Raw genomic sequence first — 15,568 nt, forward strand, 5'->3', positions numbered from 1 at the left:
CTACTCGTCCGACGGAATGTTCCGCGCCTGGGCGAAGTAGTGGTCCTTGGCCAGGTTGCCGAAGCGGGTGGTGTCGCTGTTGAACGACAGGCGCACGGTGCCGATGGGGCCGTGACGTTGCTTGGCGATGATGACCTCGGCCAGACCGTGCAGGCGGTCCATCTCTTCCTGCCAGGTCAGGTGCTCGGGCGTGCCCTCGCGCGGCTCGGCGCGGCCCACGTAATAGGCCTCGCGATACACGAACCAGACCATGTCGGCGTCCTGCTCGATCGAGCCCGATTCCCGAAGGTCGGAGAGCTGGGGCCGCTTGTCGTCGCGGGCTTCCACCTGACGCGACAGCTGTGAGAGGGCGATGACCGGGCAGGCCAGTTCCTTGGCCAGGGCCTTGAGGCCCATGGTGATCTGCGAGACTTCCTGCACCCGGTTGGCGTTGGCGCCGAGGTCCGAGCCGGTGACGAGCTGAAGGTAGTCGACCACGACCAGGTCGAGGCCGACCTGGCGCTTCAGGCGACGGGCGCGGGCGGTCAGCTTGGCGATCGAGATGCCGCCGGTGGCGTCGATATAAAGCGGCGCTTCCTGCAGCTCCATGGCCGCGTCGCGAACCCGGCCGAACTCGCTGGCGTCGATCTCGCCTTTGCGCAGGCGGTCGCCCGACACGCCCGAGGCGTCGGCCAGCATACGCAGGGCCAGCTGCTCGGCGCTCATTTCCAGCGAGTAGAAGGCCACGACGCCGCCCTGGACGGTCTTCTTGGTGCCGTCGGGCTGGATCTCGTAGGCGTATTTCTTGGCGATGTTGAAGGCGATGTTGGTCGCCAGGGCGGTCTTGCCCATTGAGGGGCGGCCGGCCAGGACCACGAGGTCGGAAGGGTGCAGGCCGCCGATCTTCTGGTCGAGATCGATCAGGTCCGTCGCGACGCCCGACATGCCGCCGTCGCGGCTGTAGGCCTCGGCGGTCATCTCGACCGCGCCGCGCAGGGCGTCGCCGAAGCTGACGAAGCCCGACGAGGCCGCGCCGCTTTCGGCCAGGCTGTAGAGGCTCTGTTCGGCCGACTCGATCTGGTCGCGGGCGCTGCGCTTTTCCTCGTTGCCGCCTTGCGCGGCCGTGGCGATGTCGCCGCCGATGCGGATCAGTTCGCGGCGCAGCGACAGGTCGAAGATCACCCGGGCGTAGTCGCCGACATTGGCCGCCGGCGGGGCGCGGTCGACCAGGTCGGCCAGGTAGCGCAGGCCGCCCAGCTCCTCGAACGCCGGATCCTTCTTGAACTCGTCGGCCAGCAGGATCGGCTCGGCCAACTGGCCCTTGCGGACGTGGGTCTCGATCGACTGGAACAGCCGCTGGTGGAAGGGCTCGTAGAAACAGCGGGCCTGCAGGTTGTCGCTCAACCGCTCGTAGGCGGCGTTGTCGTAGAGCAGGATGCCCAGCAGCGCTTGCTCGGCCTCCATGTTGTGCGGCGCCACGTTGATCGTGGGCTCGGGAAGGCCGGGAGGAACAAGATCAAGCGCGGGTACGAGGGACATCGCCAGATATTAACGCGACAGGGCTCTGGACGCGCGGGTCGGATGGCCGCGCGGCTCCACATGAATGGGGATATTCTGTGTATGTTCTGATCGTGTTACGTCAGAAACGGACGCTCGCCCGAAGCCTGTGCGCTTGCACTTTCGCCATAAGAAAGGGCCCGGAGATCGCTCTCCGAGCCCAAACGTTTGCGCGATTTCGCGGCTTACCAGTTGATCGCCAGGCGGCCGTAGAGGTAGCGGCCGTTGAAGCCGAACGGCGAGAAGCTGGAGAACGGGTTGCCGCCGCTGGTGTTGAGGTTCGGCGGCACCTGGTCGGGATACTGGTCGAACAGGTTGTCCGCGCCCAGCGACACCGTGGTGTGCTCGCCGAAGCGGCGGCGCGCCTCCAGGTCGACGATGCCCTGCGAGCCCGTGTGCCAGTCGCCGCTGCCGTCGGCGGCGGTGCCGGGCGACAGGACGTTGCCATAGAGCGTGGTGCGCAGGGTGGCGCCCCAGGGGCCCTTGCTCCAGTCGCCTTGCAGCGAGACCTTGTTGCGCGGCGTGCCTTCCTCGAAGCGCAGCGTGGCCTGGCGGCCGAACAGCGTGGTCGGGGTCGGCAGCACGGTGGTGGTGGGCGTGCGGTTGACCTTGAAGTCGTTGACGTTAGCCGCCGCCGTCAGGTCGAACGTGCCGGCCTGTTCGTCGAGGATCCGATAGCGGGCCACGATGTCGACGCCCTTGGTCTTGGTGTCGACGCCGTTGGTGAAGAAGCGGCCGGCCGAGGCGCCGTATCGCGACAGCAGGTCGAAGATCACCCGGGCGTTGGTGCCCGCGGCCGCGGTGGCGCTGCCCGTCAGGGTCTCGCTGAGGACGATGCGGTTGTCGACATTGATCTGGTAGGCGTCGATCGTCAGCTCGAACGGACCCTTGTGGTAGACCGCGCCCAGCGAGAAGTTCTTGGACTTCTCTGGCTCCAGCGGCTTGCCGCCCAGGGCCTGGCCGACCGTGCTGACCGACGGATAGGTGCCGGTCTCGAACGGTACGGCCGTGGTCACGCCGCCGACCAGCTGGTTGATGTACAGGATCGAGGTCGAGGTAAAGTACTGCTGCTGCAGGCTCGGGGCGCGGAAGCCGGTCGAGACCGCGCCGCGGAGGGCGAAGGCGTCGGTGAAGTCGTAGCGGCCCGCCAGCTTCCAGCTCGTGTTGTTGCCGAAGTCCGAATAGTGTTCGCGACGGACGGCGGCCGAAGCGGTCAGCTTATCGGTCAGCTTGCCTTCCAGGTCCAGATAGGCGCCGACGGCGTCGCGATCGACGTCGATGACGTTGCTGGGTGTGAAGCCGGTGAAGCCGCGCGAACCAAAGGCCAGGGTCGGCGAGACCGTGCCGCGGGCGTAGGACGCCACTTCGCCGGCGTTGATCTTGTAGGTCTCGCGGCGGGCCTCCAGGCCGAAGGCGACGTTCAGCGGGCCGGCGAGGCCGACATCGAATTCCTGGCTGGCGTCGAGGCCGAAGACCAGTTGGTCATAGGTCAGGCCGCCGGCCTGGAAGTTGGTGGGCGAGGTCGGGCCATACGACGGGTTGAGGGTGTTCTTGACCCCGAAATCAAGGTCGTTCTTGCCGTAGACAAGGTTGGTGTCGATCTTCCAGCCGGCCAGGTCGCCGCGCAGGCCGATGGCGGCGGTGACGTCCTCTGTGTTGGTGGTGATCAGCGGCAGATAGCCGTTGGGATAGACGCTGGGGATGTTCTGGCTGGCGTCGGTCGGCAGGCGGTAGGTGGCCGAGGCCTCGCTGTCGCGCTGCTGATAGCCGTACCAGCCGTAGAGCTGCCAGTTGTCGCCGATCGGCTTGCCGGCGTTGGCGTAGAAGCTGACCTGCTCGACCTCGGGATCGCCGAAGCGCGAGGTGACGCGTTGCGGGGTGACGCGGGTGTCGGTGTCGCTTCGGTTGGTGAAGTCGCGGTCAACATACTCGGCCGACAGCGTGAGGAAGCCGTCCGAACCGAGCTTGAGGCCTTGCCAGCCCGCCACCGTCTTGGTCGCGCCGTCGCGACGCTTCTGCTTGGCGCCCGTCTGCAGGCCGTCGAAGCTGGTGATGTACTTGCCGGCCGTGACCGTGACGCCGCCGCCGTGGTCGGCTTCGCGCAGGCGCAGGTTGATGACGCCGGCGATGGCGTCCGAGCCGTACTGGGCCGCGGCGCCGTCACGCAGGACCTCGATGCGGTCCAGGGCGACCGACGGGATGGCGTTGAGGTCGACGGCGGCCGAGCCGCGGCCGACCGAACCGTTCAGGTTGACCAGGGCGGTCGTGTGGCGGCGCGTGCCGTTGACCAGAACCAGGGTCTGGTCGGGGCCCTGGCCGCGCAGCACGGCCGGACGAACCGAATCGGTGCCGTCGGTGTTCGACGGGCGCGGGAAGGTGATCGACGGAACCGTGGCGGCCAGGGCGGTGGCCAGCTCGGTGCTGCCGCGCTGCTGCAGGGTCTTGGCGGTGACGACGTCGACCGGGGCCAGGGTGTCCAGGCGCGAGCGGCCGGCGGTGCGGGTGCCGGTGACGACGATCTCGTCGACATTGGTGTTTTCGTCCGCCGGCGGCGTGGCCGTCTGGGCGTTGGCGGCCGCGGCGAAGGCCGTCAGCGAAGCGGCGGCCAGCAATAAGCTTCTGTAACGCATGAGAAATCCCCTCTCGTGGCCGGGGATGAGGCGCACGTCCTCAAGCCCCGAAGCGGGGGTCTTGATTGCCCCCACGGCGAACATGGGATTTCATCGGTGTGCGTACAAGCTGAACATTTCTACGCTTCGACGCAGAAAAAAACGGCGCGGATCGCTCCGCGCCGTTCTCTTGAAACGTTCAGAACCCAGACGGGTCTTAGGCTTCGTAGTGGTCGCCTTCGAACGAGCCGGCGCCGCCTTCCGCCATGTCTTGGGCGGCTTCGGCTTCGGCCGCGCGATCTTCCTCGAACTGCGAGTTGATCACGTTTTCGCCGCGCGCTTGGCGCTCGGCTTCGTCCTGGCTGCGCGCGATGTTGAGGGTGACCGTGATGGTCACTTCAGCATGCAGCTTCACCTTCACTTCGTGGACGCCCAGCGTCTTGATCGGCTTGTCCAGCACGATCATCGAGCGGTCGACCTTGCCGCCTTCGGCCTTGATGGCGTCGGCGACGTCGCGGCCCGCGACCGAACCGTACAGCTGGCCGCTTTCGCCAGCCTGACGGATCAGGATGTATTGTGTGCCGTCCAGCGCTTCACCGTTCTTGCCGGCGGCTTCACGGTTCTTGACGTTGCGGGCTTCGATCTCAGCGCGCTGAGCTTCGAAGGTGGCCAGGTTCGCCTTGGTGGCGCGCAGGGCCTTGCCGCGGGGCAGCAGGAAGTTACGGGCGAAGCCGTCCTTCACGGTGACTTCGTCACCCAGGACGCCGGTGCCTTCGACGCGTTCGAGCAGAATGACTTTCATCGTGGTGTCTCCCTTACTTCACGACGTAGGGGAGCAGAGCCAGGAAGCGGGCGCGCTTGATGGCCTTGGCCAGTTCGCGTTGCTTCTTGGCCGACACCGCGGTGATGCGCGACGGGACGATCTTGCCGCGTTCGGAAACGTAACGCTGCAGCAGCTTCACGTCCTTGTAGTCGATCTTCGGCGCGTTGGCGCCCGAGAACGGGCAAACCTTGCGGCGACGGAAGAACGGGCGGCGGGCGCCGCCAGCGGCGGCGGCCGGAGCGCCGGCTTCGGGAGCGGTCGTATCGGTCATGATCTATCTCTCCCTTACGCTTGAGCCTGGGGCGCGAAGTCTTCGCGCGGACGTTCCGGGCGATCGCCACGGTCACGACGGGCGAGAACCGGCGACAGTTCCAGGTCCAGCTCTTCCACGCGGATGGTCATGAAGCGCAGCACATCTTCGTTGATGAGCAGCTGACGTTCCATTTCCTTCACGGCCGGCGCCGGGGCGTCGATCGCGAGCAGGGAGTAGTGGCCCTTGCGGTTCTTCTTGATGCGGTAGGTGAGGTTGCGAAGGCCCCAGTACTCGATCTTGGCGATGTGGCCGCCATTCTCTTCGATGAGGGTCTTCAGTTGCTCGTTCAGAGCTTCGGCCTGTTGCGGCGAGATATCTTGCCGCGCGATGACCACGTGTTCGTAGAACGCCATGTTTTCCTTCTTCCGTTGGGGAAGGCGGCGCGGTCGTCGGCGGAAGTCCGACGTCCACGATGGATCCTGCACACCGAGCGGGGAAATCCCCGGTCCCGGATGGGTGCGTGCAAGACCGCTCTTCCGTGAGAACGCGCGCTCTTACAGAAGATGGGCTTGAAAGGCAAGCCGCATCGAGGTTTGCCGCCGAACCAGGCGATGCGGGGCGGTGTCCGATAAACGACATTGGCCGGGTTCATCCCGCCGCCCAACTATGCTAGCAGGCGAACATGAGGATCGGTGATCGTCTCTTGGTGGCATTCGCAGCGGCCTTGGCCGCCGGGACGGCGCATGCCGAGATCATCCAGAAGCCCGTCACCTCGGTCTCGGCGCGCGAAGGCCGGTTCGCTGGCTATTCCGCGGCCATCCCGCTGGATCTGTCCACCGACACCGAGAAGGTCGCCCTGACGGTCAGGTCCTCGGGCATGATCGAGAATCCGACCTACGACTTCGATCTCAACCTGACCCAGAAGCCCGACGACCAGCGCGTCGGCCAGCGGTCGGTGGCGCTCGGCGCCTCGTGGAACGAGAACGAGGCCAAGGTGCGCTCTTCGATGTCCAAGGCCTTCGGCTTCGGACTCCTGCCGCGCGCCAACTATATCCGCGTCTCGATGGACATGGACGCCAGCCAGGCGATCGCCGTGCCTGGCAAGATCCCCGTGGCCCGCGCCAATATCCGCTCGTCCCTGACCCTGGACGGCAAGCCGGTCGGCTCGATCGCCTTTGGCGGCGGCTCCACGGGCGACGAGGGCGTCGACCTGAGCCTGACCCGGCCGTTCGACATCCCCGCCGAATTCACCGTCAGCGTGCGGGGCGTCAGCAACGAGCGCGAAAGCTGGCGGCTGCAGGACGCCCGCGCCATGATCAAGCTGGTGAAGGTCGGCTGGTAGCCTCCAGCTCGCGATCCCCGTCGTTCTTCGGCTTTTTGGCGGTGACGGCCGCGAAGCGCTTCAGATACTCAGGGTGCTCGGTGCCCATGACCTTGTCCCAAAAGGTGAAGTAGAGGCCGTAGTTCCACCCCGCCTGGGCGTGGTGCAGGTCGTGGTGGGTCACGGTCGTCAGGAACGGGAGCAGCGGCCGGCCGTCCTTGCGGGCGGGAAACAGCTCGTAGCCCGAGTGGCCGATCGTGTTGCGGACGATCTGGTGCAGCATGAACAGGCCCACCACCGGCCATTGGGTGGGAACCACGATCATCCACAGCGGCACGAACACGCCGTTGATGAAGGCCTCGCCCAGGTCGAAGCTGTAGGCGGTGAACGGTGAGGGGTTGTTCGACCTGTGGTGCCGGCGGTGGAAGCGCCGGAACAGGCGGCGGTCGTGGATCAGCCGGTGGGTCCAGTAGAACCACGCGTCGTGGGCGACGATCATCAGGACGAGACTGGTCCAGAACCAGACCGGGCCCCAGCTCTTGGCGATATCGGGTCCCGGCAGCCAGCCGGCGCGGAACAGGCCGAAGGTCAGCAGGCCCACGGTCGAGAAGATGGCGATCGAACGGATCGAGGTCGCGAACTCGGTCAGCAGTTGGCGAGCGGGGGGCTTGCTGTCGCGGATCTTGCGGCCGGCAAGCGGGATCGCCAGGACGACCCACAGCACCAGCCAGAGGCCGACCGAGAAGATCGCATAACGGGTGACATCGACCCACATGGCGTCCAGCCAGTTGCGGGCGAAGGGGAGGAGAGTGTCGAGCATTTATCCGGGCTCCAGAGCGAAAGACCTCGCCAAGGAAGCGGCCGGTTCTTCGCCCGTCGCGCCGAACTTGAAATCAGGCCCGTTTGTCGCTTTTCGGCGGACCTTCGCCGGTTTCGATAAGCCGGAGACGCGGGTGCGTGGGCGTGACGTCCTGGCGCCAGGCGGTCGGGGTGACGCCGGTGGCGGCGCGGAAGGCGCGGTTGAACGGACCCAGCGAGGCGAAGCCCAGATCGTAGGCGATGGTCGACACCGACTTCAGCGCCTGCTCCGGATCGGCCAGGGCGACCTTGGCCGCCTCGATCCGCCGGCCGTTGACGTAGTCGGCGAAGTTGCGGTGGCCCAGGGTGCCGTTGATCAGCTTGCGCAGGCGGTGTTCGGGCGCGCCGACCAGGGCCGCCAGAGCGCCGATCGACAGGTCCTCGCCGCGCCAGACCTCGCTGTCGTTCATCGCCTTGTCCAGGCGGGCCAGCACCAGGCGGTCGGCGGGGGTCAGGTCGAGGGTCTCGGCGTGCTTGACCACGGGCGGCTCGCCGGCCGCGGGCCGGGCCTGGACCAGCACCGGCTCGGCGCGCAGCAGGGCCAGGGCCGAGCCGACGCCCAGGGCGGCCAGGGCGATGGCCTGGACCAGGCTGGGCAGCATGGGGCCCTTGCCCAAACCGAAGTCGCACAGGGTCTGGACCAGCATGTAGCCGGTCGCCGCCGCCGCGATCGGCGCGCGCAGATGTCGGCGGCGCTCCACCAGGTCGATCCGCCAGCCGCGCCAGGTCATCAACAGGATGTGCGCGTTGATCGCCAACGACACGGCCGCGAAGATCCACCAGGCGATGACGCGCGCCGGCGAGGGGGGCAGGAACGCGCCGGGTATCCAGAGCGCCAGCACCGCGGCGGGCAAGGCCAAGCGCCAGGTCGGGATCTTCGGCTCGTCCTCGAACAGCACCGAGCAGAACAACCAGAGCACCGCGGCCGCCATCGAACTCAGGAGCCAGGTCAGCAGGCTCAGGTGCAGGCGGGCCGTGTAGTAGAAATGGCTCTCAAAGCCGTGCGCCATGGCGCAAGCCATCAGCAGCACGCCGACCCAGCGCGTCGGCGTCATCTCGCGGCTGGCGGCCAGGGACACGCCCGTAGCGGCGAAGGCGCCGATGGCGACGCCGCGCAGCCCCAGCTCAAGGCCGGAGGGGTCGATATGGGCGGGATCGATCCCAATGTATGTCATGGGCCGATCATCTCCCGTCAGCCGCGCGCGCCTCAACCCGCGCGGCTAGCCGGAACCCGAAAAGGCTGGTTGCTTCTTGAAGCCGCTACTTCTTGGCCTTGTAGGCCTTCACCGCGTCCATGGTCTGGGTGACGTGGCCAGCGAAGTTCCCGTCGGTGTAGCTGAGCAGGATCTTGCCGTCGGGCGCGATCACGTAGGACGTGCGGTTCGACCATTCCGGCTTCATCGACAGCACCACGTCGTAGCTCTTGATCAGCGCCTTGTCGGCGGCGGCGACCGCGAACTTGTCGCGGCAGTGCTCCTTGGAGAAGTCCTTGATGCGGTCGACATTGCCAGCCGTGACGCCGATCACCGTGGCGCCCAGCTTTTCGAACTCGGGCGTGGCCTCGGCGAATTCGTGGGCCTCGGCGGTGCAGCCGGCGGTATAGGCGGCCGGGAAGAAGTACAGGACCACGGGGCCCTTCTTCAGCGCCTTGGCCAGCTTGAAGTCGAAGTCCTTGCCGGCCAGCGCGGCCTTGGCGGTGAAGTCGGGCGCCTTGTCGCCGACCTTGAGGGCGGCGAGGGCGGGCGAAGCGGCGGCGAGGGCGAACGCGGCGACGCCGGCGAGGATGAGTTTCATGGCGCGACTCCGAGGAAGGATGGCCCAGCTACGCTGGCGGGCGCACTTTGGATGTGGCCGCCCCGTAATTGCAAGCGTTGGGCGTCACGCGCCGCACTTGCCCCAATGGGGCCTTTCCCCTAACCCTCCCGGCCTTGAATTGACTTGAGAAGGAGCGGGCCGCCATGAGCATCGCCTTCATTTTCCCCGGCCAGGGCAGCCAGTCGGTCGGCATGGGCGTCGATCTCGCCGAGGCCTTCGCCAGCGCCCGCGAGGTCTTCCAGGAGGTCGACGACGCCCTGGGCCAGAAGCTGTTCGCGCTGATGAAGGACGGTCCGGAGGGCGACCTGACCCTGACCGAGAACGCTCAGCCAGCCCTGATGGCCGTTAGCCTGGCGGTCACCCGGACCCTGGAAAAGGAATTCGGCGTGGGCGTCGACCGCGCCGCCTTCGTCGCCGGCCACTCGCTGGGTGAGTACTCGGCCCTGGCCGCCGCCGGCGCCATCACCCTGGCCGACACCGCGCGCCTCTTGAAGCTGCGCGGCCAGGCCATGCAGCGCGCCGTGCCGGTGGGCGAGGGCGCCATGGCTTCGCTGATCGGGCCCAAGACCGACCTGGCCCTGGCCGAGGCCGCCGCCGCCGCCGGCTCGGAAGTCGGCGTCTGCGTCGTGGCCAACGACAACAACAACGGCAATGTCGTCATCTCCGGCGCCAAGGCCGCGGTCGACAAGGCCATCGAAAAGGCCAAGGAGCTGGGCGCGCGGGCCATCCCGCTGAACGTTTCGGCCCCGTTCCACTGCCCGCTGATGCGGCCGGCGGCCGACGAGATGGCGCAGGCCCTGTCCAAGACCACCATCATCGCCCCGCGCGCGCCGCTGGTGGCCAATGTCACCGCCGCCCCGGTCCACGATCCGGACGTCATCCGCAAGCTGCTGGTCGAGCAGGTCACCGGCCGCGTCCGCTGGCGCGAGAGCATGACCTGGCTGGCCACGGAAGGCGGCGTCACGCGTTTCGCCGAGGCCGGCGCCGGCAAGGTGCTGTCGGGCATGGCCAAGCGCATCGCGCCGGACTCCGAGGCGACCCCGCTGAACACGCCCGCCGATCTCGAAGCCTTCGCGGCCTCGCTCTAATCCATAAGGAAGACCGACACATGTTCGATCTGACCGGCAAGACCGCTCTTGTCACCGGCGCCACCGGCGGCATCGGCGGCGCCATCGCCAAGGCCCTGCACGAGCAGGGCGCGCACGTCGTGCTCTCGGGCACCCGCGAATCGGCTCTCTCGGAGCTGGCCGCCCAGTTCGGCGAGCGCGTGTCGTTCGTGGCGGCGAATCTCTCCGACTCCGCCGCCGTCGACGGGCTGGTCGCCAAGGCCGAGGAAGCCGCCGGCGCGCCGCTGGACATCGTGATCGCCAACGCCGGCGTGACCCGCGACGGCCTGCTTGTCCGCATGAAGGACGAGGACTGGGAAACCGTCATCAAGGTCAATCTGGAAGGCTATTTCCGCCTTTCGCGCGCCGCCGCCAAGGGCATGATGAAGCGCCGCGCCGGCCGCATCATCGGCATCACCTCGGTGGTCGGCGTGACCGGCAACCCCGGCCAGACCAACTACGCGGCCTCCAAGGCCGGCATGATCGGCTTCTCCAAGGCCCTGGCCCAGGAACTGGCCAGCCGCGGCGTGACGGTCAACTGCGTGGCCCCCGGCTTCATCGCCAGCCCGATGACCGACGCCCTCAACGAGCAGCAGAAAGCCGGCATCCTGTCGACGATTCCGGCGGGCAGGCTGGGCGAGGGGAGCGATATCGCCGCGGCGTGCGTTTTCCTGGCCAGCGACCAGGCCGGTTACGTCACCGGTCAGACCTTGCACGTCAACGGCGGCATGGCCATGATCTAAAACCGTTGTCGCTCCTTCGGTCTGCCCGCTAGCAAGCCGAAAAGGAACGTGATAGGCGGAGCCCGACAATTCCCGCAGATGGTGAGGCGCAACCTCATTGTCCGAGGGCCGAAATCTCATAACGAGGGACTGAACAGAATGTCCGACATTCTCGAGCGCGTGCGTAAGATCGTCATCGAACACCTGGATGCCGATCCCGAGAAGGTCACCGAGAAGGCCTCCTTCATCGATGACCTGGGCGCCGACAGCCTCGACAACGTTGAGCTGGTGATGGCGTTCGAAGAAGAGTTCGACATCGAAATCCCGGACGACGCCGCCGAGCACATCCAGACCGTTGGCGACGCCGTGAAGTTCATCACGGAAAAGACCGCCTAAAAGGCGTCGAGTTCGCTAGTCGAACCTGACCATTTCCGCCGCGTCGCACGGGCTCTTGCCATCGTGCGCGCGGCGGTTTTCGTTTGAGGCCAAGATTCGCGAGTGGCGCGGCCCTGGGGTTCTCCCCACATCCCGCGTCCCGCATCGAAGGTTTGGGAGTGATCCATGCGTAGAGTTGTCGTCACGGGTATCGGCCTGCTGACCCCTCTGGGCCACGGTGTTGACGTTACCTGGAAGAACATTCTGGCCGGCAAGTCCGGCGCCAACCGCATCACGGCCTTCGATCCGACCGACTATGCCTGCAAGGTCGCCTGCGAGGTTCCGCGCGTCGACGGACGCGGCGGCGGCGGCCCGGACGTCGAGGGCTCGTTCGATCCCGACCAGACCATGAGCCCGCGCGACCAGAAGCGCGTGGACGATTTCATCCTGTACGGCATCGCCGCGGCCGACGAGGCGATCAAGGATTCGGGCTGGGTTCCCGAGACCGACGAGGACAAGTGGCGCACGGGCGTCATCCTCGGTTCGGGCATCGGCGGCCTGTCGACGATCGCCGACACCGCGCTCGAGCTGGAAGCCAAGGGGCCCCGCCGGGTCAGCCCGTTCTTCATCTCCTCGGCCCTGATCAACCTGATCTCGGGTCAGGTCTCGATCAAGTACGGCTTCAAGGGCCCCAACCACGCGGTCGTCACGGCCTGCGCCACCGGCGCCCACGCCATCGGCGACGCCATGCGCCTGATCAAGTACGGCGACGCCGACGTGATGGTGGCCGGCGGCGCCGAGGCGGCCGTCTGCAAGGTCGGCATCGCCGGCTTTATCGCCTGCCGCGCCGTCTCCACCGACTGGAACGACACGCCTGAGAAAGCCTCGCGCCCCTATGACAAGGACCGCGACGGCTTCGTGATGGGCGAGGGCGCCGGCGCCCTGGTGCTGGAAGAGTACGAGCACGCCAAGGCGCGCGGGGCCAAGATCTACGCCGAGGTGGTCGGCTATGGCCTGTCGGGCGACGCCCACCACATCACCGCGCCGTCGGAAGACGGCGAAGGCGGCGGCCGCGCCCTGGCGTCGGCGATCAAGGACGCGGGCCTCAAGCCCTCGGACATCGACTACATCAACGCCCACGGCACCTCGACCATGGCCGACGGCCTGGAAGCCGGCGCCGTCGAGCGCTTCCTGGGCGATCACGCCAAGAACGTCGTCATGTCGTCGACCAAGTCGATGACGGGCCACCTGCTGGGCGCGGCCGGCGCGATCGAGGGGATCTTCTCGATCCTGGCGATCCGCGACCAGATCGCTCCGCCGACCATCAACCTCGACAATCCCGACGTCCACGTCGCCATGAACCTGGCGCCGAACAAGGCCGTGCCGATGAAGATCGACGTGGCGGTGTCCAACAGCTTCGGCTTCGGCGGCACCAACGCCACCGTGGTGTTCAAGAAGGTCTCGTGAGCAAGAAGCCGTCAGCCCCTCGGGCCCCTCGGGCCCCTCGCGCCCCGAAGCGTTCGTCCCCTCGGGCGAACCGTCGCGAAACCGCGTCCGTGGGGCGGCGGCTGATCCGCGCCGTCTTCGGCGCCGTCACGACCCTGGTCGTGATCGGCATGGTCGCCATTCTCGGCGCGGCCTGGGTCTATAACGGTCCCGGTCCCGCCGCGAAGGCCGGCGACAAGACCACCGTCGTCCTGCGCAAGGGCGCCAGCCTGCCGGAGATCGCCTCCAGCCTGGAGCGGGGCGGGGTGATCCGCTCCTCGTCGATCTTCATGACCGCCGCCAAGGCCACGGGGGCGGCCCGGACGCTGAAGGCCGGCGAATACGAATTCGCCAGCCGCGCCTCTATGGCCCAGGTGCTGGACGCCATCCGCCACGGCCGCATCGTCCGCCACTGGATCACCATTCCCGAGGGTCTGACCTCGGACATGGTCATGGACATCCTGGCCAAGTCGGACATCCTGGAAGGCAGCGCCGCGACCCCGCCCGAGGGCGCGATCCTGCCCGAGACCTACGAGGTCCAGCGCGGCGAGGACCGCGCCGCCGTCCTCAAGCGGATGATGGACGACCGCGACAAGCTGCTGAACCAGCTGTGGGCCAACCGCCAGTCGGGCCTGCCCTACCGGTCGAAGGAAGAGGCCGTGATCATGGCCTCGATCGTCGAGAAGGAGACGGGCGTGAAGGGCGAGCGCCCACAGGTGGCGGCCGTTTTCGTCAACCGTCTGCGCACCGGGATGCGTCTCGATACCGACCCGACCGTGATCTACGGCATCTCGCGTGGCCGTCCGCTGGGCCGCGGCCTGCGCCGGTCCGAGCTGGATGCGTTCACGCCCTACAACACCTACAAGATCGATGGCCTGCCGCCGACGCCGATCGCCAATCCGGGCCGCGCGGCCCTGGAGGCGGCGCTGAACCCGGCCAGGACCAACGACCTCTATTTCGTCGCCGATGGCACGGGCGGCCACGTGTTCGCCTCGACGCTGGAGCAGCACAACGCCAACGTCGCCAAGTGGCGCCAGATCGAGCGTGACCGGGCCGGGGCGGGCGTCCCCGTGGTTCCGGCTCCGCCAGCCGCCAAGCCGCTGGCGGGGGGCTAGACCATGTCGATCTCGGGGATGACCGGCTTCGCGCGGGTCGAGGGCGCCCACGGCGCCTGGACCTGGGCTGTCGAGGCGCGCAGCGTAAACGGCCGCAACCTCGAGACCCGCTTCCGCGGCCCACCGGGCTTCGAGGCCCTGGAGCGCGCCGCGCGCGAAGGCGCGCAAGCCCGTTTTCAGCGCGGGCAGTTGACGCTCAACGTCCAGGCCAAGCGCGCCGAGACCTCGGGCGAGACCCAGGTGAATATCGCGACCCTGGAGCGCTACCTGACCGCCGGCGGCCCCTATGTAGCCACCGGCATGGTCGCCAAGCCCAGCCTGGATGGCCTGCTGGCCCTCAAGGGCGTCATCGAGGCCCGCGAGGACGAGGACGACGCCGAGAACCGCGCCGCCGTCGAGGCCGGCATGGCCGGCTCGATCGGGCAGGCCCTCGACGGGCTGAAGACCACGCGCCTGGAGGAAGGCGCGGCTCTCGATCCGGTGCTGAACGGTCTGATCGACAGGATCGAGGCGCTCACGGGCCAGGCCGAAAGCGAGGCCGCCGGCCAGCCCGCGGTGCTGAAGGACCGCTTCGCCCGCCGCATGGCCGAACTGGTCGGGGAGGCGGCCAGCGAAGACCGCATCGTCCAGGAAGCCGCCGCCCAGGCCGTGAAGGCCGATGTGCGCGAGGAACTCGATCGCCTGGCGAGCCACGTCGTCGCCGCGCGCGCGCTCCTGTCCGGCGAGGGCGCGTCCGGCCGCAGGCTCGACTTCCTCTCCCAGGAATTCATGCGAGAATCCAATACCCTCTGCTCGAAATCGGCCCTGACCGCCCTGACCGCGATCGGTCTGGAGCTGAAGGCCGTGATCGAGCAGTTCCGCGAGCAGGTTCAGAACGTTGAATAAGCCCCACCATCCCCATCGCGGCCTGCTCTTGATGGTCGTCGCGCCCTCTGGCGTCGGCAAGACCTCGCTGACCCGCCGCCTGGTGGCCGACCACAACGACTTGCACCTGTCGATCAGCTACACCACGCGCGAGCCGCGTCCTGGCGAACACGATGGCCGCGACTATCACTTCGTCACGCGCGAAGCGTTCCAGGCCATGATCGACGATGACGCCTTCCTGGAATGGGCGGAGGTCTACGGAAATTTCTACGGCAGCCCCAAGCCGCCGATCATGCAGGCGCTCGAACGGGGCGAGAGCGCCCTGTTCGACATCGATTTCCAGGGCGCCATGAAGGTGCACGCCCAGGCGAAGGACGACAGCGTGCTGGTCTATATCCTGCCGCCGTCTCTGGCCGAGATGAGCCGGCGTCTGCACGCGCGCAGCCAGGACAGCGAGGAGGTGATCCACCGCCGTCTTTCGCGCGCCAAGGACGAGGTCGCCGACTGGGAGCGCTTCGACTACGTCATTCTCAATGAGGATTTCGATCGGGCCTATTCGGACCTGGCCCACATCTATCACGCCGAACGTCTGAAACGGGCGCGCAACCCGTGGATCGGCGGGTTGGTGAGCGATCTTCTCAAGGAAGAGATCTGAGACCTAACGGCGGGCTTTCGCCCGCCGCCGG

At 67.4% G+C, this 15,568-nt stretch carries 16 protein-coding genes; 8 read left to right on the forward strand and 8 right to left on the reverse strand.

Annotated features, from left to right (window positions below):
* The 5 genes from EIK80_RS15245 to rpsF all read right to left on the reverse strand — a co-directional run bounded on the left by EIK80_RS15245 (position 1) and on the right by rpsF (position 5,634).
* Complete coding sequence (locus tag EIK80_RS15245; protein ID WP_125157847.1) at positions 1–1,524, reverse strand: replicative DNA helicase; 1,524 nt, start codon at positions 1,522–1,524, stop codon at positions 1–3.
* A 197-nt stretch (positions 1,525–1,721) separates the two neighbouring features.
* The gene (locus tag EIK80_RS15250) at positions 1,722–4,166 is read right to left on the reverse strand and encodes a TonB-dependent siderophore receptor (RefSeq protein WP_125157848.1); all 2,445 of its coding nucleotides are present in this window, start codon (positions 4,164–4,166) and stop codon (positions 1,722–1,724) included.
* A 196-nt stretch (positions 4,167–4,362) separates the two neighbouring features.
* A complete protein-coding gene (rplI, locus tag EIK80_RS15255) occupies positions 4,363–4,947 on the reverse strand; it encodes a 50S ribosomal protein L9 (protein WP_125157849.1) in 585 nt (194 codons plus the stop codon).
* 13 nt (positions 4,948–4,960) lie between these two features.
* A complete protein-coding gene (gene rpsR, locus EIK80_RS15260; RefSeq protein WP_004615089.1) occupies positions 4,961–5,239 on the reverse strand; it encodes a 30S ribosomal protein S18 in 279 nt (92 codons plus the stop codon).
* Between the two features lie 14 nt (positions 5,240–5,253).
* Positions 5,254–5,634 carry a 30S ribosomal protein S6 gene (rpsF, locus tag EIK80_RS15265; RefSeq protein ID WP_099577449.1) on the reverse strand — a complete coding sequence of 127 codons (381 nt, stop codon included), beginning with the start codon at positions 5,632–5,634 and terminating at the stop codon, positions 5,254–5,256.
* A 269-nt stretch (positions 5,635–5,903) separates the two neighbouring features.
* On the opposite strand from rpsF, the gene EIK80_RS15270 reads away from it, so the two are divergent.
* The gene (locus EIK80_RS15270) at positions 5,904–6,563 is read left to right on the forward strand and encodes a hypothetical protein (protein ID WP_125157850.1); all 660 of its coding nucleotides are present in this window, start codon (positions 5,904–5,906) and stop codon (positions 6,561–6,563) included.
* On the opposite strand, the gene EIK80_RS15275 is transcribed toward EIK80_RS15270, so the two are convergent.
* From EIK80_RS15275 to EIK80_RS15285, 3 genes are all read right to left on the reverse strand, one after another.
* A complete protein-coding gene (locus EIK80_RS15275; protein WP_125157851.1) occupies positions 6,538–7,362 on the reverse strand; it encodes a sterol desaturase family protein in 825 nt (274 codons plus the stop codon). The genes EIK80_RS15270 and EIK80_RS15275 overlap by 26 nt on opposite strands.
* 73 nt (positions 7,363–7,435) lie before the next feature.
* Positions 7,436–8,575, reverse strand: coding sequence for an AraC family transcriptional regulator (locus EIK80_RS15280; protein WP_125157852.1), 1,140 nt, complete (start codon positions 8,573–8,575; stop codon positions 7,436–7,438).
* Positions 8,576–8,660: 85 nt separating this feature from the next.
* Positions 8,661–9,194, reverse strand: a complete 534-nt coding sequence (locus EIK80_RS15285; RefSeq protein WP_125157853.1) for a peroxiredoxin — start codon at positions 9,192–9,194, stop codon at positions 8,661–8,663.
* Positions 9,195–9,358: 164 nt separating this feature from the next.
* Here EIK80_RS15285 and fabD point away from each other — a divergent pair, with 164 nt between their 5' ends.
* The 7 genes from fabD (at position 9,359) to gmk (ending at position 15,537) form a co-directional block, all read left to right on the forward strand.
* Positions 9,359–10,303, forward strand: coding sequence for an ACP S-malonyltransferase (gene fabD / locus EIK80_RS15290; RefSeq protein ID WP_125157854.1), 945 nt, complete (start codon positions 9,359–9,361; stop codon positions 10,301–10,303).
* A 20-nt stretch (positions 10,304–10,323) separates the two neighbouring features.
* Positions 10,324–11,064, forward strand: coding sequence for a 3-oxoacyl-[acyl-carrier-protein] reductase (gene fabG / locus EIK80_RS15295; RefSeq protein ID WP_125157855.1), 741 nt, complete (start codon positions 10,324–10,326; stop codon positions 11,062–11,064).
* A gap of 138 nt (positions 11,065–11,202) precedes the next feature.
* Complete coding sequence (locus EIK80_RS15300) at positions 11,203–11,439, forward strand: acyl carrier protein (protein WP_004615098.1); 237 nt, start codon at positions 11,203–11,205, stop codon at positions 11,437–11,439.
* A 165-nt stretch (positions 11,440–11,604) separates the two neighbouring features.
* Positions 11,605–12,885, forward strand: coding sequence for a beta-ketoacyl-ACP synthase II (gene fabF, locus EIK80_RS15305; RefSeq protein ID WP_125157856.1), 1,281 nt, complete (start codon positions 11,605–11,607; stop codon positions 12,883–12,885).
* Positions 12,882–14,018 carry an endolytic transglycosylase MltG gene (gene mltG, locus EIK80_RS15310; protein ID WP_125157857.1) on the forward strand — a complete coding sequence of 379 codons (1,137 nt, stop codon included), beginning with the start codon at positions 12,882–12,884 and terminating at the stop codon, positions 14,016–14,018. The genes fabF and mltG overlap by 4 nt, the downstream gene beginning before the upstream one ends.
* 3 nt (positions 14,019–14,021) lie before the next feature.
* Complete coding sequence (locus EIK80_RS15315) at positions 14,022–14,903, forward strand: YicC/YloC family endoribonuclease (protein WP_125157858.1); 882 nt, start codon at positions 14,022–14,024, stop codon at positions 14,901–14,903.
* On the forward strand, positions 14,896–15,537 hold the full coding sequence (gene gmk / locus EIK80_RS15320) for a guanylate kinase (RefSeq protein WP_125157859.1): 642 nt from the start codon (positions 14,896–14,898) through the stop codon (positions 15,535–15,537). Before EIK80_RS15315 ends, gmk begins: the two co-directional genes overlap by 8 nt.
* Positions 15,538–15,568 lie beyond the last annotated feature (31 nt).

It is taken from the genome of Caulobacter sp. 602-1, from assembly GCF_003931565.1.
GTDB lineage: Bacteria > Pseudomonadota > Alphaproteobacteria > Caulobacterales > Caulobacteraceae > Caulobacter.

Coding starts and splice junctions, on each gene's coding strand:
- EIK80_RS15250 (WP_125157848.1), bottom strand. CDS start 4,166: ATGCGTTACAGAAGCTTATTGCTGGCCGCCGCTTCGCTGACGGCCTTC.
- rplI (WP_125157849.1), bottom strand. CDS start 4,947: ATGAAAGTCATTCTGCTCGAACGCGTCGAAGGCACCGGCGTCCTGGGT.
- rpsR (WP_004615089.1), bottom strand. CDS start 5,239: ATGACCGATACGACCGCTCCCGAAGCCGGCGCTCCGGCCGCCGCCGCT.
- rpsF (WP_099577449.1), bottom strand. CDS start 5,634: ATGGCGTTCTACGAACACGTGGTCATCGCGCGGCAAGATATCTCGCCG.
- EIK80_RS15270 (WP_125157850.1), top strand. CDS start 5,904: ATGAGGATCGGTGATCGTCTCTTGGTGGCATTCGCAGCGGCCTTGGCC.
- EIK80_RS15275 (WP_125157851.1), bottom strand. CDS start 7,362: ATGCTCGACACTCTCCTCCCCTTCGCCCGCAACTGGCTGGACGCCATG.
- EIK80_RS15280 (WP_125157852.1), bottom strand. CDS start 8,575: ATGACATACATTGGGATCGATCCCGCCCATATCGACCCCTCCGGCCTT.
- EIK80_RS15285 (WP_125157853.1), bottom strand. CDS start 9,194: ATGAAACTCATCCTCGCCGGCGTCGCCGCGTTCGCCCTCGCCGCCGCT.
- fabD (WP_125157854.1), top strand. CDS start 9,359: ATGAGCATCGCCTTCATTTTCCCCGGCCAGGGCAGCCAGTCGGTCGGC.
- fabG (WP_125157855.1), top strand. CDS start 10,324: ATGTTCGATCTGACCGGCAAGACCGCTCTTGTCACCGGCGCCACCGGC.
- EIK80_RS15300 (WP_004615098.1), top strand. CDS start 11,203: ATGTCCGACATTCTCGAGCGCGTGCGTAAGATCGTCATCGAACACCTG.
- fabF (WP_125157856.1), top strand. CDS start 11,605: ATGCGTAGAGTTGTCGTCACGGGTATCGGCCTGCTGACCCCTCTGGGC.
- EIK80_RS15315 (WP_125157858.1), top strand. CDS start 14,022: ATGTCGATCTCGGGGATGACCGGCTTCGCGCGGGTCGAGGGCGCCCAC.